Source organism: Pseudomonas capeferrum, assembly GCF_000731675.1.
GTDB classification, from domain to species: Bacteria; Pseudomonadota; Gammaproteobacteria; order Pseudomonadales; family Pseudomonadaceae; genus Aquipseudomonas; species Aquipseudomonas capeferrum.
On record NZ_JMIT01000004.1, the window covers coordinates 212170 to 230451 of the forward strand.

Sequence of the window (18282 nt, forward strand, 5' to 3'; positions counted from 1 at the left end):
GCTTGCCCCGCGAAAGGGTCGGCATAGGCGCGCAACATTCCTCAGGCATGCTCGACAAACACATCGGCAAACACCTGGTTCCTCGGCACCCCCGCAATAAACAGCCGCCGCGCAAACCGCTCGACACTCCCCGGCGAGCCACACAGCAGCGCGATGGTCTGCCGTGATGACGGCCGCAACGCCGCCAGCGCTTCATCCAACTGCTCCGCCAGCACCTGCTCGACACGCACCCCGTCCATTGCCAGCAACGGCTCAGCCAGATAATGCCCGGCGTGCTCACGCGCCACATGCAGCACCCTGATCTCACCCCGATGCCCCTGGCGCAGCGCCTCGCGCAAGATGCCCCACAATGGCGCAAGCCCCGTCCCGGCCGCCAGCAACCACAGCGCACGGTCCTGCCAGTCCGGGTCATAATGCAACGCCCCGCCCCTCAGCTCGCCCAGAAGCAGTTCATCGCCAACCCGCAAGGCCCGGGCCTGGTCACAGAAAGCCCCTGGCCGCTGGCAATCGACATGAAACTCCAGCAAGGCGTCTTCACCCGGCAGGCTTGCCAAGGAATACGGTCGCGCGACCGCACCGTTCCACAGCACCAGATGCTGGCCGGCCTGATACCGCAGCGCCCGCTCCGGCCGCAGGCGCAAGCGCAACACATCGCCAAACCAGTCCAGTTCACACACCGTTGCGGGCACCCCTTCGAGCTGCGGGTCGTACACCGCCACGCGCAGGTCGTCCACCACCCGGCACTGGCAGGCCAGGCGCCAGCCCTGTGCGTGCTTGTCCAGCGCCAACGCCTCGGGCAGCGCATCCACCGGTTGCCCATCCAGGCAATGCACCAGGCAGGCGTGGCAACTGCCCGCACGGCAGCTGTAGGGCACATTCAAGCCTGCCTCGTTCAAGGCATCGAGCAGGTTACTGCCGGTGGGCACCGTCCAGCGGCGCTCGCCCACACAGAGTTCAGGCATGGTCATTACTTCCTTGGTCTACATCGCCACTCTAAGGCAAGCCGCTATCGGCAGCAAAAAGGATGCCCGCCGCACTGCCGACCATGGTCCAGACCACGCGCAGGTGTTTCGCACGGTGAGGCGCGCTATACTGCCGCGCCTTTTTACGTCGGCCTGACCTGCCGACGCCTTGCCAGGCGTTTCGACACACAGGTGTGCAGTGTCGGAAAGCCTTTACGAATGTTCCCGTCTTTAAGAGGAGCGCGCTGCATGACCGTGATCAAGCAAGACGACCTGATTCAGAGCGTCGCCGACGCCCTGCAATTCATTTCGTACTACCACCCCGTCGATTTCATCCAGGCGATGCACGAGGCCTACCTGCGTGAAGAGTCGCCTGCCGCGCGCGACTCCATCGCCCAGATCCTGATCAACTCGCGCATGTGCGCCACCGGCCACCGCCCGATCTGCCAGGACACCGGTATCGTCACCGTGTTCGTGCGTGTGGGCATGGACGTGCGCTGGGACGGCGCCACCCTGAGCGTCGACGACATGATCAACGAAGGTGTGCGTCGCGCCTACAACCTGCCTGAGAACGTCCTGCGCGCCTCGATCCTGGCCGACCCGGCCGGTGCCCGCAAGAACACCAAGGACAACACCCCGGCCGTCATCCACTACTCGATCGTCCCTGGCGACAAGGTCGAAGTCGATGTCGCAGCCAAAGGCGGCGGCTCGGAAAACAAGTCGAAGATGGCCATGCTCAACCCGTCCGACTCGATCGTCGACTGGGTGCTGAAGACCGTCCCGACCATGGGCGCCGGCTGGTGCCCACCTGGCATGCTCGGCATCGGCATCGGCGGCACCGCCGAAAAAGCTGCGGTCATGGCCAAGGAAGTGTTGATGGAGTCCATCGACATTCATGAACTCAAAGCCCGTGGCCCGCAGAACCGCATCGAAGAGATCCGCCTGGAGCTGTTCGACAAGGTCAACCAGCTGGGCATCGGCGCCCAGGGCCTGGGCGGCCTGACCACCGTGCTCGACGTCAAGATCATGGACTACCCGACCCACGCCGCCTCCCTGCCGGTGTGCATGATCCCGAACTGCGCCGCCACCCGTCACGCGCACTTCGTGCTCGACGGCAGCGGCCCGGCCGAGCTGGAAGCGCCATCGCTGGACGCCTACCCGGAAATCGTCTGGGAAGCCGGCCCAAGCGCCCGTCGCGTCGACCTCGACTCGATCACCCCGGAAGAAGTCGCCAGCTGGAAGCCAGGCGAGACCATCCTGCTCAACGGCAAGATGCTCACCGGCCGCGACGCCGCGCACAAGCGCATGGTCGAGATGCTCAACCGTGGCGAAGAACTGCCGGTCGACCTGAAAGGCCGCTTCATCTACTACGTCGGCCCGGTCGACCCGGTCGGTGACGAAGTGGTAGGCCCAGCCGGCCCGACCACTGCTACCCGCATGGACAAGTTCACCCGCCAGATCCTCGAGCAGACTGGCCTGCTGGGCATGATCGGCAAGTCCGAGCGTGGCCCGACCGCTATCGAAGCGATCAAGGACAACAAGGCCGTGTACCTGATGGCCGTCGGCGGCGCCGCCTACCTGGTGGCTCAGGCGATCCGCAAGTCCAAGGTCCTGGCGTTCGCCGAGCTGGGCATGGAAGCGATCTACGAGTTCGAAGTGAAGGACATGCCGGTCACTGTCGCGGTGGACAGCAACGGTGAGTCGGTGCACATCACCGGCCCCGCGCTGTGGCAGAGCAAGATTGCCGAAAGCCTGGCGGTTGAAGTGAAGTGATTCACCCTCCGGCCTGATCGAAAACGCCCGGCATCTGCCGGGCGTTTTCATTTACAGGCTGCGCTCGAACTGCTCTGGCCAGTCGCGCCGGGTAAACACCTGCCCCTGCTCCCTTACCCGCCGCACCGCCGCCAGGTCCACGTCACAGATCAGCCACTGGCTGCCGGCCGGGTCAAGCTCGGTACTCAGGGCCACCACTCCGTCCTTCGGCATGCCATGGTCCGGCGGCACAAACAACCCGGCCCGCCCAATGTTCTCATCCAGCGCCTGCGACCACGCGGCCAACCCCACCGTGGGGCTCTGCAACACGGCAATCTGGTTCTCCAGGGCCCGCGCCTGGGCACCAATGCGCACCCGGTGGTAACCGGCTTCGGTATCGGTGCAGCTCGGTGCCAGAATCAGGTCGGCGCCCCCTTCTGCCAGGCGCCGTGCCAGCATCGGGAATTCGTTGTCGTAGCAGATCAGAATGCCCAGCCGCCCCAGCTGGGTATCGAACACCTTCAGGCCATCGCCCGGGGCAATGTCCCATTGTTCCCGCTCGAAGCGCGTCATCATCAGCTTGTCCTGATGCCCCAGTTCACCCTCGGGGCCAAACAGCCAGGCACGGTTGCGATAACGGCCATCGCTGTCCTGCACCGGCAGGCTGCCGGGCTGCAGGTAGATGCCCCAGCGGCGAGCAATGCGCTCGCACAGCGCTTTCCAAGGTTCGATCAAGGGCTGGATACCGGCGATAGAAGCCTTCAAATCACCCCGCTGCTGCACAGGTAACAGCCCGCTGAGTACCAGGCCCGCGTATTCCGGCAACAGCAGCAGCTGAGCGCCGGCCTCGGCCGCTTCGGCGCACAGACCCTGCAGATGATCGACGTAGGCATCCCAGGTCTTGTGCAGCTCGATGGCATACTGGCAGGCCGCGAGGCGGGTCATATCGGCAGTTCCTTGAGCCAGAACGACATGATCTTTTCAGACGATTCCTGTTCATCCAGGTCGCGCCAGGCATAGTGGGTGCGCAACGAGGGGTCGTGCAGGAACCCACGATTGCGCCAGAACCCCTGCAAGGGCTTGTAGTGCGCCGGGCGCAGCGGGTGCACGCCCGGCCGTTCCACGGCACAGAAGGCGCAATAATCGAACTCGGCGAGTTTGTGGGCGTAGGACTCGCGCTCGATGAAAAAACGCACCCCCAGCCCTTGGCCACGGTACTCCGGCAGCACCACCGACTCACCGAAGTAGTACACGCTGGCAGGGTCACGCCCCTGGGCCAGGAACGGCTGCTGGAACTCGGCGGCAACGTCCACCAGCGGCAGGCTGGTGGCGGCACCCACCACCCGGCCGGCGTCCAGCGCCAGTACCACCAGGCTGCGCCCGGAGCGGGCATAGGTAGATAAGTAATCGGCCTCGTACTCCGGCGTACCGTCGTACAGGTAGGGAAACTCGCGGAACACGGTCAAGCGCAGGCGAGCGAGGTCATCGATGTAAGGCGCGATAGCGGCGCCGTGCAACAGGCGGATTTCCATGCTTGGCGGTCGTTTTGTCGATGTGGATGACGCGCTCGGCTAAGCCGGGCTTGAGGGGAAACCCTATCATCCAAGTCAACGCACCGCCTTTTCCCAACACGACAGGAATTGTTCCATGACCGCTACCGAACTGGTAAATGCCTACTACGCCGCCTTCAATGCCGGTGACATGCCCGGCTTTCTCGCACTGCTGAACGAAGATGTGATCCACGACATCAACCAGGGCGAGCGGCAGATGGGCAAGGCCAGGTTTGCCGCGTTCATGGACAAGATGAACCGCTGCTACCGCGAGCGCCTGGCCGATATCGTGGTCATGCAGAATGCCGACGGCAGCCGCGCAGCCGCGGAGTTCACCGTGCATGGCGAGTACATCGCCGATGACGAAGGCCTGCCCGCGGCCAACGGGCAGACCTATGTGCTGTCGGCGGGGGCGTTCTTCTATATCCACTGCGGCAAGATTGCCCGGGTGACCAACTATTACAACCTCAATGACTGGGTCGAGCAGGTCGGCTGAATCTGCTTACGCTTTTGTAGGAGCGGCCGTGTAGATCAGGCGATACGTGTACCCAGCACCTTGAGGAAAGCCGCCAGCCAGGCCGGGTGCGCAGGCCATGCCGGCGCGGTCACCAGGTTGCCTTCCACATGCGCCTGGTCCACCGCGATATCAATGAACGTCCCGCCCGCCAAACGCACCTCCGGCGCACAGGCAGGGTAGGCACTGCATTCGCGCCCTTCCAGCACACCCGCCGCTGCCAGCAACTGCGCGCCATGGCACACCGCCGCAATCGGTTTGCCTGCCTGGTCGAACGCCTTGACCAGCTCCAGCACCCGCTCATCCAGGCGCAAGTATTCCGGGGCACGGCCACCGGGGATCAGCAAGGCGTCATAGCTTTCGGCACGCACCCGCACAAAGTCATAGTTCAGGGCAAAGTTGTGCCCCGGCTTTTCGCTGTACGTCTGCTCACCCTCGAAATCATGGATCGCGGTGCGCACGGTCTGGCCCGCAAGCTTCTCGGGGCAGACAGCGTGCACCGTATGACCAACCATGCTCAGGGCCTGGAACGGCACCATCGCTTCGTAATCCTCGACGTAGTCGCCAACCAGCATGAGAATTTTCTTCGCCGTCATCGCATCCACTCCTTCCATTGCTTGTGAACAGTCACTGCACGATAGTCGCTCTCAGTCACGCCGGTCGAGCAGGTTGACCACCAGACGGTCGAGCCAACCCCATACCCGCTGCTTCACCCGTCGCCACAGCGGCCTGGCGTTCCAGTGGTCGAGGTCGACCTCTTCGCTCAAGGCGAAGTCACGCTCGAAACTGGCCACCACGGCAGCGGTCAGCGGCGGGTCCAGGGCCTCGACATTGGCCTCGAGGTTGAAACGCAGGTTCCAGTGGTCGAAGTTGCACGAACCAACGCTCACCCAGTCGTCCACCACGGCCATCTTCAAGTGCAGAAAACACGGCTGGTACTCGAAAATCCTCACCCCGGCGCGCAGCAGGCGCGGGTAGTAACGATGCCCGGCATAGCGCACCGAGGGGTGATCGGTGCGCGGCCCGGTCAGCAGCAGGCGCACGTCCAGGCCCTTGCTGGCCGCGCGGCGCAACGAGCGGCGCACACTCCAGGTCGGCAAGAAATAAGGCGTCGCCAGCCACACCCGCTGCTTGCCGCTGTTGAGCGCGCGCACCAGCGAATGCAGGATGTCCTGATGCTGACGGGCGTCGGCATACGCTACCCGGCCCATGCCTTGCCCCTGCGCAGGCACCTTGGGCAGGCGCGGCAGGCCGAAACCTTCGGCTGGGCGCCAGGCGGTGCGCCGGTTGTTGGCGTGCCATTGGCGGTCGAACAACAACTGCCAGTCGCTGACCACCGGCCCCTGCATCTGCACCATTACCTCGTGCCATTCGCTGGTAGCGCTGGCCGGCGTCCAGAACTCGTCGGTGACGCCCGTGCCCCCCACCACTGCCCAGCGCTCGTCCACCAGTAGCAGCTTGCGGTGATCGCGATACAGGTTGCGCAAGCCACGCTTCCAGCGCAGGCGGTTGTACCAGCGCAGGTACACGCCTGCTTCCAGCAGCCGCTGGCGCAGGGCACTGTTGAAGGCCAGCGAGCCATAGTCATCGAACAGGCAGCGCACCCGCACACCGCGCCGGGCGGCGTGTTCCAGCGCTGCGACGACCGCTTCGGCGCAGGCGCCAGCCTCGACCAGATACAGTTCGAGGTCGACCTGGAACTCGGCGCGCGTGATCGCCTCAAGCATGCGAGGGAAGAATTCGGGGCCGTCGATCAGCAGTTCGAACTGGTTGCCATCCCGCCAGGGGAAGACCGGCCCCGGCATGTCAGCGGGCGGTGAAGATCAGCACCGCATTGACCGGTACCGATGGGTTGATGGACTTGAGCCCGGCAAACTTGCGCAGGCTCTCCAGCCCCGGCATCAGGCCAAAATCCTCGGCGCGCAGTACCAGGGGCTCCAGGGTCACCACCTGGAAGCGCCGCTCGTCCAGCCGCGTGGCCAGCAGCAAGGCGTTGTAGCGGTGGGATTGGCCATGCAGGGTAACGGTCAGCGGCAGGCGCAGTTCGATTTGCGCACCGCTGGCCAGGTCGTTGATCGGGCGCAGGTCCAGTTGCGCCTTCACCGTCGCCTCGGCAAAACGCTCGACCTCGAACAGACCGTCGCGCATGCGTTCGTCGCGCAAGGGGATACCGCTGCTCACCGAGTCCATCTCGATGCGCAGGCCGGCCGCGCCCTTGCGGTCTACCGTGCCATGCAGCACCAGGAAGCGATGGACTTCGGCGGTATCACCGTTCTTGCCGGTAATGAACGACAGGCGCGATGACTCGCCATCGAGGTGCCAGTTGGCGTGGGCGGGCAGGCATAGAGCCAGCAACAAGGCGGGCAGGAGGCGGGGCAACTTGAACATGACAGATCTCGTGAAACAAGACCGCAACCTTACCCGCCCGCCATCATGGCAGCAAGCGGCAGCCCACGCGTGCGCCCTGCCATGCGGCCTGGTTACGCCGGCCCAGGCCCTCGGCCGTGACCAGGCGCTGCGCACTGTTTTCCGCCAGCAGGCCAAGGGGCAGCCATTGCTTCACGTACCCCCGGCAATACGCCGGGTCAAACCCCATGACGAAGCGGCATGAGCAGTACTCCTTGGCCGAGTAGGCCGAAAGAATGCCCGGGAAGTCCGCCAACGCCTGACGTGCCTGCCAACCGCTCCATCCCAACGACACGCCAAGCAGCGCCAACAGCACCAGCAGCACCCGCCTCATGCGCCCTCCCCGGCCAGCGCCGCCAGTACCCGTTCGAGCAGTTGGTCATGCTGGTAACTGTCGCCTCGGTCATCGGCATAGCGAACGATCACCAGCTTCTGCGTCGGCAACACGTACAGCGCCTGGCCCCAATGACCGAGCGCGGCGTAGGTGTCAGCCGGCGCATGCGGCCAGGGACGAGCCCCGCCTGGCGACGCGGTGTTGAGCCACCAGTGGCCGCCTGGGTTGGCCTCGCCGGGTACAGCCTCGGCCAGGGCAAACGGCGTGCGGTTGAACGCCACCCATGTCGCAGGCACCAGTTGGCGCTCGCGCCAGCGCCCGTCGCGCTGCATCAGCAGGCCGATGCGCGCCAGGTCACGGGCAGTGAGGTACAGGTACGAAGACCCGACATAGCTCCCCGCGCCATCGCGTTCCCACACCGCGCTGTTGATGCCCAGCGGCGTGAACAGCGCCTGCCACGGGTAGTCGGCATACTCCCCGGCATCGAGCATGCCGCGCAGGGCCGCTGCCAACAGGTTGCTGTCGCCGCTGGAGTAGAGAAAGCGCTGCCCCGGTAGCTGCGCCGCAGGCCGCGCTGCGGTATAGGCCGCCATGTCCTCACGACCACGGGTGTAGAGCATGGCCACCACCGAGGAGTGCAATGGTGCGTATTCGTAGTCTTCCTGCCAGGCCAGGCCGCTGGCCCAGTGCAGCAGGTCTCCCAGGCGCACCTGTGGGTGTGCCTGCATCGGGGGGTAGAAGCGGGCTACCGGGTCCTGCAGCTGGAAACGCCCTTCGCCTTGGGCCACGCCCAGTAGCGTGGCCAGCACGCTCTTGCTCACCGACCAGGTAAGGTGCGCGGTGCTGGCGGTGGTGGGCGCGGCGTAGCGTTCATGCAGGATGCGGCCGTCGCGGATGATCAGCAGGGCGTCGGTGCGCAGGCTGCCGTCAGGGGGGAAGGCATAGGCGTCGACGGCTTGCCAGTCGATGGGGGTGGGGTCGGTTTGCCAGTCGGGGGCCGGCCAGTCTTCGGCCCAGGCTGGGGCCACTGCCAGGCTGAGGGTTGCCAGTAGGGCTTTCAGGGTATCGAGCACTTGGGCCTCGGCGCCATGGGGCCGCTTTGCGGCCCCAGCATTCAATGGTTCACCGAGTCTGCCTGCCCTTCATGACAATCCCGCAGCCGCCCAGGCCTTGGCCAAACGCTTATCCCGCGCCGCCGCCGCCAACGCCAACACCCCCTGATCACGCTGCCAGAGCTGCGCCCACTGCGCAGGCCCCGCCAGCAACGCCTCATCGATGTCGGCGCGCAGCGCCTGGAACTGGCCAAACAACCCCGCCAGCAGCAAATGGCAACCGACACTGTCGGCACACTGGCGGCTACCCTCGGCACAGCCGGCCAGCACGCTCAGCAAACGCAGACGCAACGCCTGCGGCCACGCACATTCCTGGCCGACGCCATACAGCCAGGCCGTCAACGCGGCGAGCACGTACAGGTCCTCCAGCGAGCGGAACGGTTTGACGTAAGCATCCCAGCCATCGCCTGCCAGCAACTCGCAAGCCGCCTGCTCCAGGTGCAGGCGGCCATGGCCGACTTCGGGCATCAGCGGCAAGGTCGGCAACGCTTCCAGCGTCACGCCCGGCTCCCCCGGGTACACCACCGCCAGGTTCAGCCGCACTGCCTCGCCTGGCGCTTCGCTGCGCGCGGCCACCAGCAGCCACTCCGCCTCAAGGCCGGCGGTGACGAAATCCTTGCTGCCGCCAAGGCGCAAACCGTCGAGACGGGTGCGCATGTCTGCCGGCCGCACGCTGCGCCGTTCGGTCGCGCACAGTGCGCCGAGGCTGGGTGGCGCACTGGGCCAGAGCACCCGCAAGGCGGCCTGGTAGCCGACCAGAAACGCCAGGCCCGGCGTGGGCATGGCGCGCCCGCCAAGCACCGCCAGTTCGAACGGGGCTACCTGGCCAAGGCGCTCGAGCAGCGCGGCGTAGGTTTCACCCAGGGTGCCGGCCATAGGGAGGCGCAGCGGGTCGTTGAGTCGTTGTAGCCAAGCCATCGCAGGATGCTCCTTGCTGGGGCGTGTGGGAGGGTGTCACGCAAGCATCACCAAAGATTCACAGGGGTGACACCCCGTCTACCTAGGCTGACTTTGCACAACAAAGCCGACCGGCCGCAACCCTTCATGGCTGGCTTATGGAGACTCGTAATGACTCGGATCGCTCACGCTGGCGACACCAGCACTGCACGCCGTCTGCAAGCCGAACGCCTGGTCGGCGCCACGGCCCTGCAGGAAGCCCAGGCCCTGCGCTACAACGTGTTCAGTGCAGAATTCAAGGCCAAGCTCAAAGGTGCCGAACACGGCCTGGACATGGACGACTACGACCCGCACTGCCGCCATATCGGTGTGCGCGACCTGAGCACCGGCGAGCTGGTAGCCACCACCCGGTTGCTCGACCACCAGGCGGCCAGCAGCCTGGGCCGTTTCTACAGCGAAGAAGAGTTCAGCCTGCACGGCCTGGTGCAGTTGCAAGGGCCGATCCTGGAGCTGGGGCGCACCTGCGTGGCCGCCGACTACCGCAACGGCGGCACCATCGCCGTGCTCTGGGGCGAGCTCGCCGAAGTACTCAACGAAGGGCGCTACTGCTACCTGATGGGCTGCGCCAGCATCCCCATGCAGGACGGTGGCGTGCAGGCCCATGCGGTCATGCAGCGCCTGCGCGAGCGTTACCTGTGCACCGAGCACCTACGTGCCGAGCCGAAAAAACCTCTGCCAAGCCTGGCCCTGCCCAACAACGTCATCGCCGAAATGCCACCGCTGCTCAAGGCCTACATGCGCCTGGGTGCGAAGATCTGCGGCGAGCCGTGCTGGGACGAAGACTTCCAGGTTGCCGACGTGTTCATCCTGCTCAAGCGCGACGACCTCTGCCCGCGCTACGCCCGCCACTTCAAGGCGGCGGTCTGATGCCCCAGCTGCGGGTACTGGCCCGCCTGACACGGCTGCTTCTGGTCCTGCTGCTCGGCATGCTGATGGCCAGCGTGATCGCACTTGGCGAACGCCTGGGCCTCAAAGCCTCCATCGAGCGCCGGCAACGTTGGAGCTGCCTGTTCATGAAGCGCCTGGTGGCCGCCTTGCCGTTCAAGGTGCGGGTAATCGGCCAGCTGCCGCAGCGGCCGATGTTGTGGGTCAGCAACCACGTCTCCTGGGCCGACATCCCACTGCTCGGCATGCTGCAGCCGCTGTCTTTCCTGTCCAAGGCCGAAGTCCGTCACTGGCCGGTGGCCGGCTGGCTGGCAGAGAAAGCCGGCACGCTGTTCATCCGCCGCGGCGGTGGCGACAGCCAGCGTCTGCGCGAGCAGATCAGCACGCAACTGGGCGAAGCCCGGCCACTGTTGATCTTCCCGGAGGGTACTACCACCAACGGCCATGGCCTGCGAACGTTCCACGGCCGGCTACTGGCAGGCGCCATCGACCAGGGCGTGGCCGTTCAACCCGTGGCGATCCAGTACTTGCGCGATGGCGTGATCGACCCGATTGCGCCTTTCATTGGCGATGATGACCTGGTGTCACACCTGCTGCGTCTGTTTGCCCAGCCGCGTGGCGAGGTGTGCATTCACCTGCTGCAACCGATTGCCAGCGCGCAGAAAGAGCGAGCGGTACTGGCCTTGCAGGCGCAGCAGGCCATTCATGGGGCGTTGTTCGGGGTTGAAGAGGCAGTGAGGGTGCCACAGCGGCAGGCGCGGGCTGCCTGATTGGCTTGGGCTGCCTGTACCCGCGAAGAGGCCGGGGCAGGCAATACATGACTAACTGCCCGACACCCGCCCCACCGCCGCAAACGCCTGCAACTGTGGATAGAACTCACGAAAGTCCGCCAGCAACGGCTCATACAAGCGCTCCAGCTCCGGCATCACCCCGCTCATCCCCGCCGGCCGCGACAGCCGCCGCGCAATGCCGTTGAACACCTGCTCCAGCGTCGCAAAATCGCCATACGCCCCCAGCCAGTCATCCGCCGCCATGAACGGCGCAATGCGCGCCAGGCGCCCCGGCAACTCAGGCTCAGCCAGCAGCACCCGATAAAAATTGCCGGTGAACTGCGCCAACGGCTGCTCGGCATAATCCGCCCAATGCTGCGCCAGGCAGTGGTCGAAAAACACATCGAGGACAATGCCGGCAAAGCGCCGTCGCTGTGCGGGGAAACGTGCCAACGCTGCCAGTACCACGGGATGGCGGTCGGTATAACTGTCGATGTGCCGGTGCAGGCGGATCGCCGCTTCCAGTGCCGGCGGAAAGCGCCCCTCCAGCGTGCCCTTGACGAAATCGCCATACAGGCTGCCGAGCAATTGCTGCGGCGCAGGGCCGCCCAGGTGCAGGTGTGCGAGGTAGTTCATGGCGCAAGTCTAGCACCGCCCAGGCCTATATCGTCATCACACGATATAGCGATTGGTGCTCAGCTCAGAACGACTTCATATTTGTATATCGCGAAATACCGATTTAAATTTCGCCCTACCGCGATTTACCGCTTCACCACGAGCCCCACCCCATGCCCCTCGATCTGGACGAAATAATAAAAGCCCTGGCCCACCCGGTACGGCGACAAATCCTCGACTGGCTGAAGGACCCGGCAACGCAGTTTCCTGACCAGCACCACAGCACCGAACACGGCGTCTGTGCCGGGCAGATCGACCAACGCTGCGGCCTGTCGCAGTCGACCGTCTCTGCGCACCTGGCCATCTTGCAGCGCGCCGGCCTGATCAACAGCCAGAAGATCGGCCAATGGCACTTCTTCAAACGCAATGAGGAGACCGTTCAGGCCTTCCTCGCCCAGTTGAGCCGAGCGCTCTGAAAAGGAAACCGCATGACTACGCTCTTCGACCCGATCACGCTGGGCGACCTGCAACTGCCCAACCGCATCATCATGGCCCCGCTGACCCGCTGCCGCGCCGATGAAGGCCGGGTGCCAAACGCATTGATGGCCGAATACTACGTGCAGCGCGCCAGCGCCGGGCTGATCCTCAGCGAAGCGACTTCGGTCACGCCGATGGGGGTCGGCTACCCCGACACCCCAGGCATCTGGAACGATGAACAGGTGCGCGGCTGGAACAACGTCACCAAGGCCGTGCATGGCGCCGGCGGGCGCATATTCCTGCAACTGTGGCATGTCGGCCGCATTTCCCACCCCAGCTACCTGAACGGCGAGCTGCCCGTGGCACCCAGCGCAATCAAGCCCAAGGGCCATCTCAGCCTGGTGCGTCCGCTCACCGACTACCCCACACCGCGCGCACTGGAAACCGAAGAGATCGTCGACATTGTCGAGGCATACCGCAGCGGCGCCGAAAATGCCAAGGCCGCCGGTTTCGATGGTGTCGAGGTGCATGGCGCCAATGGCTACCTGCTCGACCAGTTCCTGCAAAGCAGCACCAACCAGCGCACCGACCGCTACGGTGGTTCGCTGGAAAACCGCGCACGTTTGCTGCTTGAGGTGACCGACGCCGCCATTGAAGTGTGGGGGGCAAACCGCGTGGGCGTGCACCTGGCGCCGCGTGCCGACTCACACGACATGGGCGACGCCGACCGGGCCGAGACCTTCACCTACGTCGCCCGTGAACTGGGCAAGCGCGGCATCGCCTTCATCTGCTCGCGGGAGAAAGACGCCGACGACAGCATCGGCCCACTGATCAAGCAAGCGTTCGGCGGCCCCTACATCGTCAACGAGCGTTTTGACAAGGCCAGTGCCAATGCCGCGTTGGCCAGCGGCAAAGCCGACGCCGTGGCGTTCGGCGTGCCATTCATCGCCAACCCAGACCTGCCGGCGCGCCTGGCGGCAGATGCCCCCTTGAACCCGGCACACCCGGAAACGTTCTACGGCAAGGGGCCGGTGGGGTACATCGATTACCCGCGCTTGTAAGCGGATCGGCCGCCGGGGCGCGTTGCCCCGGCGGTTAGGCTCAAGGCCGCGCGTTGATCTGCTGTTGCAGGTTCTGGACCTGGCTTTGCAACGTATTCAGGCTGCGGGTCATCTGCCCACGGAACGCATCGAACTCCTGCACCGAAGCACCGCTCGATGACGGCGCAGCAGCCGGGCGATTGTCGATCTGACTCTTCAACACCAGCATGTCCTGCTCCAGGTTCTGGATCGCCGCACTCGGGTTGCCCTGCTTCTTCAGCGCCGCCACATCGCTGCCCAGGCTCTTGAGCTGAGTATCCAGCTTGCCGCCATCCACCTGCGCCGCTTTCAAGGCGGCCACATCCGTGGTCAAGGTCTTGAACTGGGCATCCAGCTTGCCGCCATCGACCTGGCTGGACTTCAGCGCAGCCAGTTCGCCATTCACCAGCTTCAACTGCGCCTGCAACTGGGTCTGCAGCTCAGTCACGGCTTTTTGCTGTTCACGGGTATCGGCCAGCACCTGCTCCAGGCGCTTGCCCAGGTCACCGGTCTGCCCGGCCACCCCTTGCTGCAACTGACGGATCTGCAGTTTCAAGGCCTCGCTGCCGGTCGTGACCGTCGATTCGCTGGCCGCCACTTTGCCGCTGATGGCCTGCAGCCGCCCGGCCGCCTCTTCGCTGATGCGGGCAAAGCTTTCCTGGGTCGCGACCAGTTGCTGCTCCATCAGCGATATCTGCTGAAAGCTCCACCAGCCCAACCCCACCAAGGCGATGAACGACGCCCCCAGCAGCGCCCACAGAGGCGCGGTGCTGGCCCCACGCTCGGCTTTCTGGCGATTGCGCACCACGTGCGCTGGCATCAGTTCGTCATCGTCGGGGGTGCCGGCCCTCAGGGTAGGCACATCATCGTAATCGTCGTGAGCATGGTTACGCATGGATACATTCAACCGCAGTAGTCGCAAAGAGGCACGAGTATAAACTGCAAGCGCGGCACGTTGATGACCATCATCAGCCTCAGCCGAACTTCAGGCCTTCGGGCTGGTGCTTCCACCAGGCGCAGAACTCGTCCAGTGCCGTCCACAGGCTGACCTTGGGCTGGTAGTCCAGGTATTGCCGGGCGCGGCTGATGTCCAGGGTGAAATCACGGCTCATCACCTGCATGCCCAGGCGCGACAAGGTCGGCTGCGGGCGCCCCGGCCACAGCATGCAGGCCGCCTCGTTCAACGCGGCCAGGCTGTAGGCCAGGCCATAGGAGCGGTAACGGGTAACCTGCGGCAGTTGCATCTGGCGCATCACGTAATTGACCACATCCCACAGTGGCAATGGCTGCCCATTGCTGATGTTGTAGGCCTGGCCCAGCGCGCGGTCGTCGGCGAACAAGGCACTGAGCAATGCTTCGTTGAGGTTGTGCACGCTGGTGAAATCGACCTTGTTCAGGCCATTGCCGATGATTGCCACACGGCCCTTGCGCTGCATCTGCATCAGCCGCGGGAAGATGCTGGCATCGCCGGCACCGGTGACAAAGCGCGGGCGCAGCGCCAGCACCTCCAGGCCAAACTCCTGGGCACCGAACACCTTCTGCTCGGCCAGGTGCTTGGTCAGTGCGTAGTGATCATGAAAGCGCCGCGGCACCTGGTCTTCACGGATGTCCAGGCGCGAGCGGCCATTGAAGTAGATCGACGGCGACGACAGGTGCACCAGGCGCCGCACATGCTCCTTCAGGCAACCTTCGACCACGTTTTCGGTGACCACCACGTTGCCCTGGTGAAAGTCCTGGAAGCGCCCCCAGTTACCCACTGCACCCGCGCAATGCACCACCGCTTCGACGCCCTGGCACAGGCGCCGGGCCAGTTCGGCATCACCCAGGTCGCCAGGGATGAACTGCGCACCGCGCTTGACCAGGTGCTCGACACCTTCGGCACGTCGGCCGCTGACCCGCACGTCCAGGCCCTGCTCCAGGGCCAGGCGCGCAAAGCGCCCGCCGATGAAGCCGCTCGCGCCAGTGACCAGAATTCGCATGTAAGACTCCGCCTTGCCAGATTTCAGATGCAACTGACGCCAGCCGTGGCTACAACGGCACCAGCCATTGCCGTGCCGTGTGCCGCAGGTGATCGGTCAGTTGCGCGAGCAAGTGCCCGCCATTGCGCCAATGATGCCAGTACAGCGGCACATCGATGGGAGTATCGGCGCATATTTCCACCAATTGCCCGCTGGACAGTTGTTCGCGTGCCTGCAACTCAGGCACCAGCCCCCAGCCAAGCCCCGCTTCGGTCATGCGCAGAAAACCTTCGGACGACGGGCACAGGTGATGCAGGAAACCGCCTTCGATACCCAGCGATGCCAGGTAGCGGTGTTGCAGAAAGTCGTCCGGGCCATACACGATCGCCGGCGTGCGGGCCAGGCGCCTGCCCTCGAAACCCTGCGGGAAGTGCCGCGCCATGAACACCGGGCTGGCCAACGCGCGATAACGCATCGCGCCCAAAGGCAGGCTGCGCGCGCCGGCCACCGGCCGTTCGCTGCCACACAGGCAGGCCGCCACTTCGCCCGCCCGCATGCGTTTAAGGCCCACTTCCTGATCTTCTACCACCAGGTCGGTGAGCAGGTTGTGCTCAGCGCAAAACGCGCCTACCGCGCCCGCCCACCAGGTGGCCAGGCTGTCGGCGTTCAGGGCAATGCGCAAACGCTCGGGCATGCCCTCCTCGTCCAGCGCCGGCACCTGGCGTTGCAAGTCGCGTTCGAGCAGGCGCACCTGCTGCACATGGTTGAGCAACTGGCGCCCGACCTCGGTCGGGCTAGGTGGCGTGGCACGCACCAGCACCGGCTGGCCGACCCGTGCTTCAAGCAGCTTGATGCGCTGGGAAATCGCCGATTGCGACAGCCCCAGCACCTGCGCCGCGCGCTCGAAGCCGCCTTGCTCGATCACCGCCGCAAGGGCGGCTAGCAGCTTGTAGTCGAACATCGATTTCCCTAATGCCGGATCAGCTTTATTTGTTTTTCTTATACAGCGGCTTTATCCACAATGGCCAGCATCTTCTTTCGTTGAACAACGCCCGTGTCCCGTGGCGTCAGTGGAGTATCCCGCCATGTGGCAAAGTTATTTGAACGGCATGCTGGTGGCCTTCGGCCTGATCATGGCCATTGGCGCGCAGAACGCCTTCGTCCTCGCCCAGAGCCTGCGCCGCGAGCATCACTTGCCAGTGGCCGCCCTGTGCATCGTCTGCGACGCCCTGCTGGTGGCTGCCGGGGTATTCGGCCTGGCCACGGTACTGGCGCACAACCCGACACTGCTGGCCATCGCTCGCTGGGGCGGCGCGCTGTTCCTCTTGTGGTATGGCGCCAAGGCCTTGCGCAGCGCCTGTTCCAAGCAGAGCCTGCAGCATCAGCAAGGCCAGGGCGTGCGTTCGCGCCGCGCGGTGCTGCTCAGTGCCCTGGCGGTGACCTTGCTCAACCCCCATGTGTACCTCGACACGGTGCTGTTGATCGGCTCGCTCGGTGCCCAGCAGACGGTGCCTGGGGCCTACGTGGCAGGGGCGGCCAGTGCGTCGTTGCTGTGGTTCTCGAGCCTGGCGATCGGCGCGGCCTGGCTGGCACCGTGGCTGGCACGGCCAGCGACCTGGCGGATGCTCGACCTGATGGTGGCGGTGATGATGTTCGCGGTGGCGGCGCAGTTGATCTTTAGTTGAGTTTTGGGGAGCTTGTCACAGCAGGTTTGTCGCTTGTGAGATCGTGCGCCGCCCGCGCGGCGCATCGCGACGCAAGGCCGCTCCTACATTTGTTTCGGGCCAATTATTCCTGAGGCATGGCGCGCGGCCCCGTGGTGCCCGTCTCAATCTCGCGTCGGACAAACAAGGCGGTCGCGCGCAAATGCCACAGGCCTCACTGGCCCGAAACAAATGTAGGAGCGAGCTGGCTCGCGATGCGCCGCGCGGGCGGCGCTCGTTCTCACAAGCGATGCGAGGGCTGCGGCGAACACCATTGGTCGGCAGCGCCCAACCGCTCTGGAACCTCTATTCCCTATGTTTGTTGCGTGGTTATGCGCCGGGCCCGGTGCTATGATCCAGCCCTTGCGTCGCAAAGAGTACAAACTCGCCGACGCTTATCGGGCCGCCCGTGATCGGCCTTGCGCAAACCGCAAATAGACCTGAATCAGGAGATCCACCATGGCTTTTGAATTGCCGCCGCTGCCGTACGCCCACGATGCCCTGCAGCCGCACATCTCCAAGGAAACCCTGGAGTATCACCACGACAAGCACCACAACACCTATGTCGTGAACCTGAACAACCTGGTCCCAGGCACCGAATTCGAAGGCAAGACCCTGGAAGAGATCGTCAAGACCTCTTCGGGTGGCATCTTCAACAACGCCGCTCAAGTCTGGAACCACACCTTCTACTGGAACTGCCTGGCCCCGAATGCCGGTGGTCAACCGACCGGAGCCCTGGCCGAAGCCATCAACACCGCCTTCGGTTCCTTCGACAAGTTCAAGGAAGAGTTCACCAAGACTTCGGTTGGCACCTTCGGTTCCGGCTGGGGCTGGCTGGTGAAGAAAGCTGACGGTTCCCTGGCCCTGGCCAGCACCATCGGCGCCGGCAACCCGCTGACCAACGGCGACACCCCGCTGCTGACCTGCGACGTCTGGGAACACGCCTACTACATCGACTACCGTAACGTACGTCCGAAGTACGTCGAGGCGTTCTGGAACCTGGTCAACTGGGCATTCGTTGCCGAACAGTTCGAAGGCAACACCTTCAAGGCCTGATGCTTATTCAGCCTTGAACGAAGAACCCGGCCCTGGTGCCGGGTTTTTTTATGCGCAGGTCATGGCCTCTTGCTCAGCCAGGATTGCGCGCTAACATCAAACCTCTGGAAAGTTGATACAGCGCACTCAAGTTGCAGGGCCAGGCGACCGAT

Annotated in this window: 21 protein-coding genes; 8 read left to right on the plus strand and 13 right to left on the minus strand. The window is 64.6% G+C overall.

Annotated elements, in window-relative coordinates; all coding sequences use genetic code 11:
• Positions 1–41: 41 nt before the first annotated feature.
• Positions 42–962: an iron-sulfur-binding ferredoxin reductase gene (locus tag PC358_RS23055; RefSeq protein ID WP_033702777.1), complete on the minus strand. Its 921-nt coding sequence runs from the start codon at positions 960–962 to the stop codon at positions 42–44.
• A gap of 249 nt (positions 963–1211) precedes the next feature.
• Between PC358_RS23055 and PC358_RS23060 the strand changes: the two genes are divergently transcribed.
• Positions 1212–2735 carry a fumarate hydratase gene (locus PC358_RS23060; protein WP_033702778.1) on the plus strand — a complete coding sequence of 508 codons (1524 nt, stop codon included), beginning with the start codon at positions 1212–1214 and terminating at the stop codon, positions 2733–2735.
• Positions 2736–2786: 51 nt separating this feature from the next.
• Here PC358_RS23060 and PC358_RS23065 read toward each other — a convergent pair whose 3' ends face one another.
• Both PC358_RS23065 and PC358_RS23070 read right to left on the minus strand, forming a co-directional pair.
• Complete coding sequence (locus tag PC358_RS23065) at positions 2787–3659, minus strand: carbon-nitrogen hydrolase family protein (protein WP_033702779.1); 873 nt, start codon at positions 3657–3659, stop codon at positions 2787–2789.
• On the minus strand, positions 3656–4246 hold the full coding sequence (locus tag PC358_RS23070; protein ID WP_033702780.1) for a GNAT family N-acetyltransferase: 591 nt from the start codon (positions 4244–4246) through the stop codon (positions 3656–3658). The genes PC358_RS23065 and PC358_RS23070 overlap by 4 nt, the downstream gene beginning before the upstream one ends.
• Positions 4247–4361: 115 nt before the next feature.
• Here PC358_RS23070 and PC358_RS23075 point away from each other — a divergent pair, with 115 nt between their 5' ends.
• Positions 4362–4760, plus strand: a complete 399-nt coding sequence (locus PC358_RS23075; RefSeq protein ID WP_033702781.1) for a nuclear transport factor 2 family protein — start codon at positions 4362–4364, stop codon at positions 4758–4760.
• Between the two features lie 35 nt (positions 4761–4795).
• On the opposite strand, the gene PC358_RS23080 is transcribed toward PC358_RS23075, so the two are convergent.
• From PC358_RS23080 to PC358_RS23105, 6 genes are all read right to left on the minus strand, one after another.
• Complete coding sequence (locus PC358_RS23080) at positions 4796–5374, minus strand: DJ-1/PfpI family protein (protein ID WP_033702782.1); 579 nt, start codon at positions 5372–5374, stop codon at positions 4796–4798.
• Positions 5375–5425: 51 nt separating this feature from the next.
• Positions 5426–6583: a phospholipase D-like domain-containing protein gene (locus PC358_RS23085; RefSeq protein WP_033702783.1), complete on the minus strand. Its 1158-nt coding sequence runs from the start codon at positions 6581–6583 to the stop codon at positions 5426–5428.
• A gap of 1 nt (position 6584) precedes the next feature.
• The gene (locus PC358_RS23090; RefSeq protein WP_033702784.1) at positions 6585–7166 is read right to left on the minus strand and encodes a YceI family protein; all 582 of its coding nucleotides are present in this window, start codon (positions 7164–7166) and stop codon (positions 6585–6587) included.
• A 43-nt stretch (positions 7167–7209) separates the two neighbouring features.
• Positions 7210–7518, minus strand: a complete 309-nt coding sequence (locus PC358_RS23095) for a hypothetical protein (protein WP_033702785.1) — start codon at positions 7516–7518, stop codon at positions 7210–7212.
• On the minus strand, positions 7515–8579 hold the full coding sequence (locus PC358_RS23100; RefSeq protein ID WP_033703001.1) for a serine hydrolase domain-containing protein: 1065 nt from the start codon (positions 8577–8579) through the stop codon (positions 7515–7517). The genes PC358_RS23095 and PC358_RS23100 overlap by 4 nt, the downstream gene beginning before the upstream one ends.
• A gap of 81 nt (positions 8580–8660) precedes the next feature.
• Positions 8661–9548 (minus strand): acyl-CoA dehydrogenase middle domain-containing protein, encoded by an 888-nt coding sequence (locus PC358_RS23105; RefSeq protein ID WP_033702786.1) that lies wholly within the window; start codon positions 9546–9548, stop codon positions 8661–8663.
• Positions 9549–9698: 150 nt separating this feature from the next.
• On the opposite strand from PC358_RS23105, the gene olsB reads away from it, so the two are divergent.
• Positions 9699–10454 carry an L-ornithine N(alpha)-acyltransferase gene (gene olsB, locus PC358_RS23110; protein WP_033702787.1) on the plus strand — a complete coding sequence of 252 codons (756 nt, stop codon included), beginning with the start codon at positions 9699–9701 and terminating at the stop codon, positions 10452–10454.
• Entirely contained in the window at positions 10454–11242 is a 789-nt protein-coding gene (locus PC358_RS23115) for a lysophospholipid acyltransferase family protein (protein ID WP_033702788.1), read from the plus strand. The genes olsB and PC358_RS23115 overlap by 1 nt, the downstream gene beginning before the upstream one ends.
• 51 nt (positions 11243–11293) lie before the next feature.
• On the opposite strand, the gene PC358_RS23120 is transcribed toward PC358_RS23115, so the two are convergent.
• Complete coding sequence (locus tag PC358_RS23120) at positions 11294–11878, minus strand: acyl carrier protein phosphodiesterase (RefSeq protein ID WP_033702789.1); 585 nt, start codon at positions 11876–11878, stop codon at positions 11294–11296.
• Positions 11879–12030: 152 nt separating this feature from the next.
• Here PC358_RS23120 and PC358_RS23125 point away from each other — a divergent pair, with 152 nt between their 5' ends.
• Both PC358_RS23125 and PC358_RS23130 read left to right on the plus strand, forming a co-directional pair.
• Positions 12031–12333, plus strand: coding sequence for an ArsR/SmtB family transcription factor (locus PC358_RS23125; protein WP_033702790.1), 303 nt, complete (start codon positions 12031–12033; stop codon positions 12331–12333).
• 12 nt (positions 12334–12345) lie between these two features.
• Positions 12346–13395 (plus strand): alkene reductase, encoded by a 1050-nt coding sequence (locus PC358_RS23130; protein WP_033702791.1) that lies wholly within the window; start codon positions 12346–12348, stop codon positions 13393–13395.
• Between the two features lie 40 nt (positions 13396–13435).
• On the opposite strand, the gene PC358_RS23135 is transcribed toward PC358_RS23130, so the two are convergent.
• The 3 genes from PC358_RS23135 to PC358_RS23145 all read right to left on the minus strand — a co-directional run bounded on the left by PC358_RS23135 (position 13436) and on the right by PC358_RS23145 (position 16332).
• On the minus strand, positions 13436–14308 hold the full coding sequence (locus tag PC358_RS23135; RefSeq protein ID WP_033702792.1) for a hypothetical protein: 873 nt from the start codon (positions 14306–14308) through the stop codon (positions 13436–13438).
• 79 nt (positions 14309–14387) lie between these two features.
• Positions 14388–15392, minus strand: a complete 1005-nt coding sequence (locus tag PC358_RS23140; RefSeq protein WP_033702793.1) for an NAD-dependent epimerase/dehydratase family protein — start codon at positions 15390–15392, stop codon at positions 14388–14390.
• Positions 15393–15441: 49 nt separating this feature from the next.
• Positions 15442–16332, minus strand: a complete 891-nt coding sequence (locus PC358_RS23145) for a LysR family transcriptional regulator ArgP (RefSeq protein ID WP_033702794.1) — start codon at positions 16330–16332, stop codon at positions 15442–15444.
• A 124-nt stretch (positions 16333–16456) separates the two neighbouring features.
• Between PC358_RS23145 and PC358_RS23150 the strand changes: the two genes are divergently transcribed.
• Both PC358_RS23150 and PC358_RS23155 read left to right on the plus strand, forming a co-directional pair.
• Entirely contained in the window at positions 16457–17056 is a 600-nt protein-coding gene (locus PC358_RS23150; RefSeq protein WP_033702795.1) for a LysE/ArgO family amino acid transporter, read from the plus strand.
• Between the two features lie 477 nt (positions 17057–17533).
• On the plus strand, positions 17534–18130 hold the full coding sequence (locus PC358_RS23155) for a superoxide dismutase (RefSeq protein WP_033702796.1): 597 nt from the start codon (positions 17534–17536) through the stop codon (positions 18128–18130).
• Positions 18131–18282 lie beyond the last annotated feature (152 nt).

Bases quoted from the DNA above. Each gene is read 5' to 3' on its own strand.
- PC358_RS23120 (WP_033702789.1), bottom strand. From the start codon at position 11,878: ATGAACTACCTCGCACACCTGCACCTGGGCGGCCCTGCGCCGCAGCAA.
- PC358_RS23075 (WP_033702781.1), top strand. From the start codon at position 4,362: ATGACCGCTACCGAACTGGTAAATGCCTACTACGCCGCCTTCAATGCC.
- PC358_RS23065 (WP_033702779.1), bottom strand. From the start codon at position 3,659: ATGACCCGCCTCGCGGCCTGCCAGTATGCCATCGAGCTGCACAAGACC.
- PC358_RS23125 (WP_033702790.1), top strand. From the start codon at position 12,031: ATGCCCCTCGATCTGGACGAAATAATAAAAGCCCTGGCCCACCCGGTA.
- PC358_RS23115 (WP_033702788.1), top strand. From the start codon at position 10,454: ATGCCCCAGCTGCGGGTACTGGCCCGCCTGACACGGCTGCTTCTGGTC.
- olsB (WP_033702787.1), top strand. From the start codon at position 9,699: ATGACTCGGATCGCTCACGCTGGCGACACCAGCACTGCACGCCGTCTG.
- PC358_RS23055 (WP_033702777.1), bottom strand. From the start codon at position 962: ATGCCTGAACTCTGTGTGGGCGAGCGCCGCTGGACGGTGCCCACCGGC.
- PC358_RS23130 (WP_033702791.1), top strand. From the start codon at position 12,346: ATGACTACGCTCTTCGACCCGATCACGCTGGGCGACCTGCAACTGCCC.
- PC358_RS23150 (WP_033702795.1), top strand. From the start codon at position 16,457: ATGTGGCAAAGTTATTTGAACGGCATGCTGGTGGCCTTCGGCCTGATC.
- PC358_RS23140 (WP_033702793.1), bottom strand. From the start codon at position 15,392: ATGCGAATTCTGGTCACTGGCGCGAGCGGCTTCATCGGCGGGCGCTTT.
- PC358_RS23090 (WP_033702784.1), bottom strand. From the start codon at position 7,166: ATGTTCAAGTTGCCCCGCCTCCTGCCCGCCTTGTTGCTGGCTCTATGC.
- PC358_RS23070 (WP_033702780.1), bottom strand. From the start codon at position 4,246: ATGGAAATCCGCCTGTTGCACGGCGCCGCTATCGCGCCTTACATCGAT.
- PC358_RS23145 (WP_033702794.1), bottom strand. From the start codon at position 16,332: ATGTTCGACTACAAGCTGCTAGCCGCCCTTGCGGCGGTGATCGAGCAA.
- PC358_RS23085 (WP_033702783.1), bottom strand. From the start codon at position 6,583: ATGCCGGGGCCGGTCTTCCCCTGGCGGGATGGCAACCAGTTCGAACTG.
- PC358_RS23080 (WP_033702782.1), bottom strand. From the start codon at position 5,374: ATGACGGCGAAGAAAATTCTCATGCTGGTTGGCGACTACGTCGAGGAT.
- PC358_RS23095 (WP_033702785.1), bottom strand. From the start codon at position 7,518: ATGAGGCGGGTGCTGCTGGTGCTGTTGGCGCTGCTTGGCGTGTCGTTG.
- PC358_RS23060 (WP_033702778.1), top strand. From the start codon at position 1,212: ATGACCGTGATCAAGCAAGACGACCTGATTCAGAGCGTCGCCGACGCC.
- PC358_RS23135 (WP_033702792.1), bottom strand. From the start codon at position 14,308: ATGCGTAACCATGCTCACGACGATTACGATGATGTGCCTACCCTGAGG.
- PC358_RS23105 (WP_033702786.1), bottom strand. From the start codon at position 9,548: ATGGCTTGGCTACAACGACTCAACGACCCGCTGCGCCTCCCTATGGCC.
- PC358_RS23155 (WP_033702796.1), top strand. From the start codon at position 17,534: ATGGCTTTTGAATTGCCGCCGCTGCCGTACGCCCACGATGCCCTGCAG.